This window comes from Streptomyces sp. NPDC004752, from assembly GCF_053601275.1.
In genome coordinates this window covers 139,318-146,099 of record NZ_JBSGBN010000004.1, presented here as the reverse complement: position 1 = coordinate 146,099, position 6,782 = coordinate 139,318, and the positions used below count along the sequence as shown (strand labels likewise).

5 protein-coding genes are annotated in these 6,782 nt (G+C 72.4%); 3 read left to right on the top strand and 2 right to left on the bottom strand.

Annotated features, from left to right (window positions below; translation table 11 throughout):
* The first annotated feature begins 272 nt into the window (after positions 1-272).
* Together sucC and sucD are read left to right on the top strand one after the other, a co-directional pair.
* Positions 273-1,451, top strand: a complete 1,179-nt coding sequence (gene sucC, locus ACWEKM_RS03410; RefSeq protein ID WP_451619463.1) for an ADP-forming succinate--CoA ligase subunit beta — start codon at positions 273-275, stop codon at positions 1,449-1,451.
* A 28-nt stretch (positions 1,452-1,479) separates the two neighbouring features.
* Positions 1,480-2,364 (top strand): succinate--CoA ligase subunit alpha, encoded by an 885-nt coding sequence (sucD, locus tag ACWEKM_RS03405; RefSeq protein ID WP_451619462.1) that lies wholly within the window; start codon positions 1,480-1,482, stop codon positions 2,362-2,364.
* A 168-nt stretch (positions 2,365-2,532) separates the two neighbouring features.
* Here sucD and ACWEKM_RS03400 read toward each other — a convergent pair whose 3' ends face one another.
* Positions 2,533-3,486 (bottom strand): RNA polymerase sigma factor, encoded by a 954-nt coding sequence (locus ACWEKM_RS03400; RefSeq protein ID WP_451619461.1) that lies wholly within the window; start codon positions 3,484-3,486, stop codon positions 2,533-2,535.
* 96 nt (positions 3,487-3,582) lie between these two features.
* On the opposite strand from ACWEKM_RS03400, the gene ACWEKM_RS03395 reads away from it, so the two are divergent.
* Entirely contained in the window at positions 3,583-5,187 is a 1,605-nt protein-coding gene (locus tag ACWEKM_RS03395; protein ID WP_451619460.1) for a cell division protein PerM, read from the top strand.
* 631 nt (positions 5,188-5,818) lie between these two features.
* Here the strand turns inward: ACWEKM_RS03395 and ACWEKM_RS03390 are convergent.
* Positions 5,819-6,622, bottom strand: a complete 804-nt coding sequence (locus tag ACWEKM_RS03390) for a hypothetical protein (protein WP_451619459.1) — start codon at positions 6,620-6,622, stop codon at positions 5,819-5,821.
* Positions 6,623-6,782: the final 160 nt, after the last annotated feature.

The following is a 6,782-nucleotide window of genomic DNA, read 5'->3' as shown; positions in this document are numbered from 1 at the left end:
GGGGCCCCACCGGGTCAACCCCAACCCGGTGGGGCCCCGCGCAGACGGCACGCCGTGCCAGCACACCCGGCATCATGTGACAGGTATCACCGCTCGGGTGTGACCCGCGATTTAGAGGCCCCCCTGAAGCAGCGATAACCTGCGAGACGGACATGCCGCGCGCTCGGACACCGTGTGCGCATCCCTTGTGACACATGCGGACGTCACGCTGCCCTTCGCGGCACGCCCACGCATCCAACGAACCGCGAGATCACTGATAGGGACGGAAGCGCGTGGACCTGTTCGAGTACCAGGCGAGGGACCTCTTCGCCAAGCACGATGTACCGGTGCTGGCCGGTGAAGTCATCGACACGCCTGAGGCGGCGCGCGAGATCACCGAGCGACTGGGCGGCAAGTCGGTCGTCAAGGCGCAGGTGAAGGTCGGTGGTCGTGGCAAGGCCGGTGGCGTGAAGCTGGCCGCGTCCGCGGACGAGGCCGTGGCGCGTGCGACGGACATCCTCGGCATGGACATCAAGGGCCACACGGTCCACAAGGTCATGATCGCCGAGACCGCCCCGGAGATCGTCGAGGAGTACTACGTCTCCTTCCTCCTCGACCGCGCCAACCGCACCTTCCTCTCCATCGCCTCCGTCGCGGGCGGCATGGAGATCGAGGAGGTGGCGGCCACCCGTCCGGAGGCCGTCGCCCAGACTCCGATCGACGCCATCGACGGTGTGACGCCCGAGAAGGCCCGCGAGATCGTCGCGGCCGCCGCGTTCCCGGCCGAGGTCGCGGACAAGGTCGCCGACGTCCTCGTCAAGCTGTGGGACACCTTCATCAAGGAGGACGCCCTCCTGGTCGAGGTGAACCCGCTCGCCAAGGTCGTCTCCGGCGAGGTCATCGCCCTCGACGGCAAGGTGTCCCTGGACGACAACGCCGAGTTCCGCCACCCCGAGTTCGAGGAGCTCCACGACAAGGCCGCGGCCAACCCGCTGGAGGCCGCCGCCAAGGAGAAGAATCTCAACTACGTCAAGCTCGACGGCGAGGTCGGCATCATCGGCAACGGTGCCGGCCTGGTCATGTCGACCCTGGACGTCGTCGCGTACGCGGGTGAGAAGCACGGTGGCGTCAAGCCCGCCAACTTCCTCGACATCGGCGGTGGCGCCTCCGCCCAGGTCATGGCCAACGGCCTGGAGATCATCCTCGGCGACCCGGACGTGCGCTCCGTGTTCGTGAACGTCTTCGGCGGCATCACCGCCTGTGACGAGGTCGCCAACGGCATCGTGCAGGCCCTGAAGCTGCTGGAGGACAAGGGCGAGGAGGTCACCAAGCCGCTCGTCGTCCGCCTCGACGGCAACAACGCCGAGCTGGGTCGCAAGATCCTCTCCGACGCCGCCCACCCGCTGGTGCAGCGCGTCGACACCATGGACGGCGCGGCCGACAAGGCCGCCGAGCTGGCCGCCGCCAAGTAAGCACCGAGGACGAGGACATCAAGACACCATGGCTATCTGGCTCAACAAGGACAGCAAGGTCATCGTCCAGGGCATGACCGGCGCCACGGGCATGAAGCACACCAAGCTCATGCTGGGCGACGGCACCAACGTCGTGGGCGGCGTGAACCCGCGCAAGGCGGGTCAGACCGTCGACTTCGACGGCACCGAGGTACCGGTCTTCGGCACCGTCAAGGAGGCCATCGAGAAGACCGGCGCCGACGTCTCCGTCATCTTCGTGCCGGAGAAGTTCACCAAGGACGCGGTCGTCGAGGCCATCGACGCCGGGATCCCGCTGGCCGTCGTGATCACCGAGGGCATCGCCGTGCACGACACGGCGGCCTTCTACGCGTACGCCGGCAAGAAGGGCGACAAGACCCGCATCATCGGCCCGAACTGCCCCGGCATCATCACCCCGGGCCAGTCGAACGTCGGCATCATCCCGGGCGACATCACCAAGCCGGGCCGCATCGGTCTGGTCTCCAAGTCCGGCACGCTGACCTACCAGATGATGTACGAGCTGCGGGACATCGGCTTCTCGACGGCCGTCGGCATCGGTGGCGACCCGATCATCGGCACCACGCACATCGACGCCCTGGCCGCCTTCCAGGACGACCCCGACACCGACCTGATCGTCATGATCGGTGAGATCGGCGGCGACGCCGAGGAGCGGGCCGCGGCCTTCATCAAGGAGAACGTGACCAAGCCGGTCGTCGGCTACGTCGCGGGCTTCACCGCCCCCGAGGGCAAGACCATGGGCCACGCCGGCGCCATCGTCTCCGGTTCGTCCGGCACCGCCCAGGCGAAGAAGGAGGCCCTGGAGGCCGCTGGCGTCAAGGTTGGCAAGACGCCGACCGAGACCGCCAAGCTGGCCCGCGGCATCCTCGGCAGCTGATCGACCGGTCGCAGCCCCGCCCGCCGACCCGGCGGCCGACGAAGGGGTCCGCATCCCGACCGGATGCGGGCCCCTTCGGTGCGCTCAGCGAGTGGTCCGTTCAGCGAGTGAGACCGCTCGGCGAGTGAGACCACTCGGCGACTGAGACCGCTCGGCGACTGAGACCGCTCAGCGGGTGAACGGCACCAGCCGTTCCGGCCCGTTCGCGGTCGCCGTGCGCAGCTTGGCCCGCAGCTGCTGCTCCGTGTGCGACAGCGGGCCCAGCGCGGGCTGCGGCGGAACGCCCCGCACCGCCTGCGCCGGGGCGAGCGGGGGCTCGTAGTGCGTCGGCGCGGTGCGCAGCGTCAGCGCCGTCGATCCGATGATCGCGACCGTGAAGGCGATGGCGGCCTGGGTCCAGAAGCGGTTCCGGCGCTCGCCGCGGGTCCGCACCGGCTCCGGCCGCTGCGCCCGCAGCCGCTCCATGGAGGCCAGCTCGGCCAGCCGCCGGTGGAGCACCGCGGGGTCCGACAGCTCCGGGACGAGTGCGGCCAGCTCGGCGCGTGCGCGCGTCAGCCGGTTCGCCGCCGCCGGGGTGCTCGCCTCCGTCTCCGCCGCGGTCTCCGGCAGACCGAGCCCGACGCCGTCGTACAGCACGAGCGTGCGGCGGTACGACGGCGGCAGACCGAGGAGCGCCTTCAGCAGCGCGCGGTCGCAGGGGTCGGCGGGCGGTGGTTCGGGGTACCGGAAGCGCGGGCGGAAGCGGTGCCAGGGGGACAGGGCGCACTCGTACGCCGTCGCCCGCACCCAGCCCGCGGGGTCCCGGTCCAGGGCCACCTCCGGCCAGTTCTGCCAGGCCAGTTGGAAGGCCCGTTCCACGGACTCGCGGGCGAGTTCGCGGCGCCCGGTGAGCAGATAGGTCTGCCGTACGAGGGCGGGGGCGCAGAACGCGTAGAGGGCGTCGAATGCCTGAGTGGGCGTCAGGGCGGGGGCCGTGGGCGTGTCCTCGGTCATGAGGGGGGCCGCGAGGGGGGCCGGGCAGGGCTGGGGGTCCGTCACGACCTCAGCCACCGCGGTTTTGTGACGGCCCGTCGCCCTTTTCCCTCCGGGCCGCGGCGGCGGTTTCGCGGGGCTCTTCGTCACTGTACGCCCTTTCGTGTGAAAAAGAACATAAACATATATTGGGCGACACTTCGGTGGTTCTCCCGTTACGGCGCGAAAGCGCGTGTCGTTGGGAGCATGGCGGTCGTGATGCAGATGACCGCTCGCCGACCGTCGTTGTCGCCCCTGCTGGCCTGGCTGCGGGACCGCTCGCCCGGGTGGGGCGCGAGCCTCGTGGGCGGGGTGGTCGCGGCCGGTCTGGGACTCGGCTCCTCCGCCGTGCTCGTGCTGCTGCTGTGGATCAGTTCGCCGTATCCCGACAGCGGTCCGGGCAGTGCGCTGCATGTGGCCGCCGCGCTGTGGCTGCTCGCGCACGGGGTCGAACTGATCCGCACCGACACGCTGTCCGGTGTCCCCGCGCCCATGGGCATCACCCCGCTGCTGCTCCTTCTGCCGCCGGTGTGGCTGCTGTACCGGGCGGCACGGGACGCGGTGGATGCGCCCGAGGACTCCGACGGGCCGCCGCCGGTCGCCGCGCGCACGGCGTGGGCCGGTGTCGTTCTCGGCTACCTCGCCGTCGCCGGCCTCGCCACCGTGTACGCCGACGGCGGCGAGCTGCGGCCGGAGTGGAGCTGGGCCGCGGTGTGCGTGCCGCTGGTTGCCGCAGGGGCGGCGGCGGTGGGGGTGTGGACCGCGTACGGCCGCCCGCTGGTGCCGCTGCCGGGTCTGTCGGGTCTGTCGGCGCCGTGGGCGGAGTGGTCGCGCCGACCGGCTCCCGGATCGGGTTCGGGCCTCGGTACGGCCGCGCGGGCCGCCGGGGCCGGGGCGGCGGTGCTCGTCGGGGGCGGGGCGCTGCTGCTCGCGGTGTCCCTGGTGGCGCACGGCGGGGCGGCCCGCGAGTCCTTTCTGCACCTGACGGATGGCTGGTCCGGGCGGTTCGCGGTGCTGCTGCTGTGCGTGGGGCTGGTGCCGAACGCGGCGGTCTGGTCGGCGGCCTACGGTCTCGGGCCCGGGTTCGTCCTCGGTACGGGGCACGTGGTGTCCCCGCTGTCCTCCGATCCGGCGCCGCTGCTGCCGCCGTTCCCGCTGCTGGTGGCGGTCCCGGACGCGGGGGCGGGAGAGCCGTTCGACTGGGCGGCCGGGGCGGTTCCGGTGGCGGCGGGGCTGACTGTGGCCTGGTTCACGGTCGCGGCGGCCGTGGGACGGCGGGACGCGCGCCCGGACGCGGATACGGGTGTCGGCGCGGATACGGCGGTGATGGCGGGGCAGTCCGCGTGGTCCGCCGCGCGGACCGCGGGCGTGGTGGTGCAGGCTGCGGGGATGTGCGCGGCGGTGTTCGCGGTGCTCGCCGAGGCGGCGGGCGGTCCGCTCGGCGTCGCGGCGCTCGCCCGGTTCGGTCCTGTGTGGTGGCAGGCGGGGGGCGCGGCGGGGGCGTGGATCGTGGTGGTGGGGGTGCCGGTGGCGTTGCTGGTACGGGCGTGGCGGGTGCGGACCTGGCGGGTGCGGGCGTACTTGTCGCGGGGGCGGTCGGGACGGGGGCGGGGGACGGCTGCGGGGCCGGAGCCGAAGGGGGCGGCCCTCCCGGTGGCGCAGGCCGCGGAGCGGGGCGGGGGGTTTGCGGGGCCCGACGCGTACGACTTGCTGTCGGCCGATGATCCCGGGGTGTCGGCGTGGCATGACGACGCATCCCGTGAGACCCGCTGGGCGGCCCTGCGCGAGGCGACACCACCGGAGGCACGGTGACGCCGGAACGGCAAGGGACGCCATGAACCCCCCACCTTCCGCGACCCCCGCAAGGGGCCTCCGCCCCCTGCACCCCCGACCCCTCGCCCACCCCCCCGACTCGGCCAGCTGAGAAGAGACCGTCTCAGCGGACCGAGGGGGCGGCGCGGCCGTCCTGGCGGGCGATGAGGGACTGTTTTGTTGGGCGGGGCGGGGCTGTTTCCGGTGGGTGGGGTGATCGGTTTGTGGCTCGGGGGCGCCGTCCTGGCAGGGTGAGGTGCGGTCGACTCGGCCAGCTGAGAAGAGACCGTTCGGTGGGCCGAAGGCGCGGCTCGGCCGGGACCGTTTCGCTGGGCCGGGCGAGGCTGTGTCGATGGGTTGGGCGATCGGCTTTGTGAGTTGGGAAGCTCCGCCTCGGTGGGCCGAGGCGGAGCCGTCTCCGTCGGCTGAGAAGAGACCGTCTCAGCGGACCGAGGGGGCGGTGCGGCCGTCCTGGTGGGCCGTGACGGACCTATTTCGCTGGGTCGGGCGCGGCCGTCTCCCTCGGCTGGGAAGTGGTCGTCTCAGTGGGCTGGGCTGGGGGATCGGCCTTGTCAGGTGTGCGGTCGGCGTCTCGCCGGGGCGGGTGGAGCCCCGTTCTGTTGGGGTGTGGTCAGGTGTTGGTGCTCAGGAGGGTGCGGAGTTCCCGGGGGAGCAGGTGGTCGCAGGACTGCTTGGCCTCGTTGGTCAGGGCGTCGTTCACGCAGGTGTAGTAGTCGCGGTAGACCAGCTGTGCCGTGAACGACGCGGCGACCAGGGCGAGGGCCAACGCCGCGGTGACCAGGCCGCTGACCGCCGCCGCGGTGTGCGGGCGGCCGGTCTGCGGGCGGCCGGTCTGCGCGGGCCCGGGGTTGTCCGGGTCCGGCGTGCGCGGCTTGGCGCGGAGCGCGCTGACGCCCCAGTACAGGGCCAGCGCACCCAACAGCAGGGCCACGTACGACCAGCTGAACAGGGCGAAGAAGAAGGCCCACATCCCGCACAGCAGGGCGTACCGGGCGCGGCGTTGGGCGGGGTCCGTCGGGTCCCAGCGCATGCCGGAGCCGGGGGCGCCGCCGCCCGGGCCCTCCGGGCCGGCGCCGGGGCGCTCGCCGAAGCCACCGGAGGAACGGCCGGGCTGCCGGTCGCTCCACTGGCTGCCCCAGGGGGAGGGTTGCTGCGGGGCGCCGTTCTCGTCCGAGGAGGAGTCGTCCCCGCCCGCGGGTCGCCGCGGCTGCCACGGACGGTCCGGCGTGCCCTCCGGCGGCGGCGCGAACGGATTGTCGTCCTGCGCTGCGCCGCCCCGCTCATCCCCGTTCTGCCCGCCCGAGGGCGCGTCGGGCGGTGAGGCCGGCCGCTCCCGCACCAGCACGGCACCACGCTCCCCTCCCTGCACCGACTGCGGGGGGAACGTGAGGAGTCGCAGACTGCGGTCCGGCATCAAATGAGCGTCTTCCCCTAGGTGATTACGGCTGTCTGGTGTGAGCTGACACTTCGGCAACGCACCGCGCTACGACAGCGTTCCCGAACCGCTCCCTCCCAGACGCTACCTTCCGGCCATGCCCCCGTCCCGTGGGGGCCTTCCCCAGTGCCGGTATCGT

Bases quoted from the DNA above. Each gene is read 5' to 3' on its own strand.
- sucD (WP_451619462.1), top strand. From the start codon at position 1,480: ATGGCTATCTGGCTCAACAAGGACAGCAAGGTCATCGTCCAGGGCATG.
- ACWEKM_RS03395 (WP_451619460.1), top strand. From the start codon at position 3,583: ATGGCGGTCGTGATGCAGATGACCGCTCGCCGACCGTCGTTGTCGCCC.
- ACWEKM_RS03390 (WP_451619459.1), bottom strand. From the start codon at position 6,622: ATGCCGGACCGCAGTCTGCGACTCCTCACGTTCCCCCCGCAGTCGGTG.